The organism is Carnobacterium sp., from assembly GCF_032094055.1.
In the GTDB taxonomy this organism is placed as follows: Bacteria; Bacillota; Bacilli; order Lactobacillales; family Carnobacteriaceae; genus Carnobacterium_A.
In genome coordinates this window covers 6,952-9,717 of the sequence record NZ_DAMDAK010000054.1, presented here as the reverse complement: position 1 = coordinate 9,717, position 2,766 = coordinate 6,952, and the positions used below count along the sequence as shown (strand labels likewise).

General features: G+C 39.3%; 5 protein-coding genes. 3 read left to right on the top strand and 2 right to left on the bottom strand.

What is annotated here, in order from left to right; genetic code table 11:
- A partial coding sequence (locus RT405_RS08970; RefSeq protein ID WP_313469176.1) for an acetolactate decarboxylase occupies positions 1-445 on the top strand: 445 nt, incomplete at its 5' end.
- A 275-nt stretch (positions 446-720) separates the two neighbouring features.
- Here the strand turns inward: RT405_RS08970 and RT405_RS08965 are convergent.
- The gene (locus tag RT405_RS08965; protein WP_313469183.1) at positions 721-1,026 is read right to left on the bottom strand and encodes a cytochrome P450; all 306 of its coding nucleotides are present in this window, start codon (positions 1,024-1,026) and stop codon (positions 721-723) included.
- Positions 1,027-1,037: 11 nt separating this feature from the next.
- Positions 1,038-1,979 (bottom strand): cytochrome P450, encoded by a 942-nt coding sequence (locus RT405_RS08960; RefSeq protein WP_313469175.1) that lies wholly within the window; start codon positions 1,977-1,979, stop codon positions 1,038-1,040.
- A 256-nt stretch (positions 1,980-2,235) separates the two neighbouring features.
- Here RT405_RS08960 and RT405_RS08955 point away from each other — a divergent pair, with 256 nt between their 5' ends.
- Together RT405_RS08955 and RT405_RS13500 are read left to right on the top strand one after the other, a co-directional pair.
- Positions 2,236-2,613, top strand: a complete 378-nt coding sequence (locus RT405_RS08955) for a GntR family transcriptional regulator (protein ID WP_313469174.1) — start codon at positions 2,236-2,238, stop codon at positions 2,611-2,613.
- Between the two features lie 10 nt (positions 2,614-2,623).
- The coding region (locus tag RT405_RS13500; protein ID WP_396163609.1) for an ATP-binding cassette domain-containing protein at positions 2,624-2,766 on the top strand (143 nt) is incomplete at its 3' end.

Here is a 2,766-nt window from a genome sequence, read left to right as displayed (position 1 = left end):
AGAAATAACAGCCAATGAATTTAAACAGGTATTGCAGGAAAAAATGACCAGCTTAAATACATTTCAAGCGATCAAATTGACGGGGACATTCAGCCACATGCATGTTCGAGCCGTTCCGAAACAAACCAAGCCTTACCCGCGATTGGTTGAAGCTGCGCGTGTACAGCCAGAATACAACCAACAGAATATCAAAGGAACCGTGGTAGGCTTTTATACTCCTCAATTATTCCAAGGAGCCGCAGCTGCTGGTTTCCATCTGCATTTCTTGAGCGATGACCAACAATTTGGCGGCCATATTTTAGACTTCACATTAGCAAAAGGAACGGTTGAACTCCAAACGATTGAAACCTTGATCCAACATTTTCCAATTAAAAATACTGCTTTTATGGAAAATGCAATCGATTATGCTAATTTGCATGCAGAAATCGAAGAAGCCGAAAATTAAATAGGAACAAAGGGCAAGCCCCTCTTATCAAGGAAGGACTTGTCTATTTTTGTGCAGAATCGTGGACACCCTGCTGTCTAAAAGCGAAGTGTTTGTCCAACATCGGTTAAAGAAGAACCATAAATACTCAGCTGATCCATTTTTTTAAATACAATAAAAAATATTGAACTTTATAACTAACCAAAAAATAGCGAAGAAATTGGATAAACCCATTTTCCTCGCTATTTTACATTTCATAATAGGTGCTTTTAAATCGGCTTTATTGATTTTTAAACTTATTCGTTTTTCATGCGAACATTTTTTAAAATCATTTCACTGTGGGGAACACTCGGCATTTTATTCAGACTATAGCTTAGATCTTGTGATGGTACTTCATATTCCATACGATTAGCTAAATAGTCCAAGCAAGTGTTCATCACTTTGATCGTCAACCATTCTCCAGCACAACGGTGACCGCCTAAGAAGTCGCCGCCGCCTTGGGGAATAAACGAAAAGGGACTTTCTTTCCAATCGATGAACCGGGTCGGATCAAACACATCAGGATCAGACCAAATAGCTGGATCATGATTGGTTCCATAGATATCTAGAATCGTTAAAGTACCTTCTTCAAATTCATAGCCTTGCCAAGTAAAATTTTTTTCACGACCGCTCCTTGGAATGGGAAAAACGGATAAAACCGGCGAACTTCTTGAACAAAGGCTTGCAATTGTTTGGGATCACTACCAGCTAATTTTTCTTTTGCTGCCGAGTGTTCATGGACAGCCAAAGCCGTAAAGTTGATGTAAATTGCGATTGCAACAATCGGTCTGATAATGTTCAGCACTTCTACTGCTGCCGTATGAGTATCTAATAAATTCCCTTCCAAATCACGGTGCCATGAAAAGACTGCTAAAGCTGTTCCTTCTGGAGGGGATAATTTTTTATCGCGGACTTGTTCGATCAGGTTTTCTATCCATTTTTCAGTTTGGTTACGATCGTGCCTTCCCATCCAATGAGCTGGTCCTATTTCGGTGGGCGTTTCAATCATTTCCCCTAAATCTGCTGCTAATTCCGCAACTTCTTTTTCTTCAAAAGGAACACCTGTCCATTCACAAGCTGCTCGAAATAACACTTTTTGCGCTTCATGGTAAAGCACGATTTCTTCTTGTTCTGTCCACTTTTCTACCGCGGCTTCCCAATGTTTTTTCAACATACTGTTCATCTTATCTAGTTTTGTGGGAGACATCAAAGACATAAACATTTCTTTACGATGTAGGTGCTCTTTACCATCCAATGTTTGAACGCCCTTTTCTCCGAGCAACGTTTTTTGCACTCTTTTTGGTGCAGCATCTTTTCTTTTAAATTTAGACGTGTCGTAAAAAAGTTCAGCGGCCGCTTCCCCGCCCATACAAATAGCTTTTTGTCCTAACAAATGAGTCTCAAAGACATCCGATTGAAACTTTTTTCGCCTATTCAAAATATAGCTATATCCTTCTTTTAAAACATGTACTGTATTATCTAGCCCTTTTTCATGAGGCATTGGTTGAATAGTCATTTGCTCCACTCCTTCAAGTTCTATTTTTTAATTTTGTACCCTTTAAGAACCCTCTATTATAGGGCCAGTATACGAAACTGACTCTCAGGATTCAACTATTAGGATTGTCGATAAACTAACGAGTCTTCAAATTAGTGCTTGACATGCTCTGCGTATTAACCATATAATACACGAGACAACCGTATTAAGCCCTTAATACATTTTTTTACAGCAGTTGTATTAGCTGCTTAATACAATAAATGATAGGAGAGCTGCTATGAATATCAATCTTAATAAGCGGGATCCGGTCTATTTGCAAGTCGTACGCTACTTTAAAGAACAAATAGCAATCGGACAACTAAGACCCGGTCAAGAAATTCCCTCGCGGCGAGAACTAGCCAATCAACTGAAAATCAATCCCAATACAGCACAACGAGCCTATAAAGAAATGGAGGCAGCAGGTTTGATTTATACCGAAGGAAATTTACCAAGTAAGATCACAGAGAATACAACTGTCCTTAAAGATGTGCGCAAAGAATTGATAGCAGGCGCTTTGGACACCTTTATCACCGCCATCGAACCAATAAATGTACCGCTGGATGAGATCATTGAGTTACTAGAAGATAAATATACAGAAAACAGTCGTCAAGAATAGGAGGATACATATGATTGAGGTAAAACAAATCACCAAAAAATTCGGACGTAACAAGGTCTTGAAAGGTCTGTCTTTCACAGCCAATAAAGGCGAGATCACTTGCTTGATTGGTATCAACGGCGCCGGAAAAACAACTGTGATGAATGCCATTAT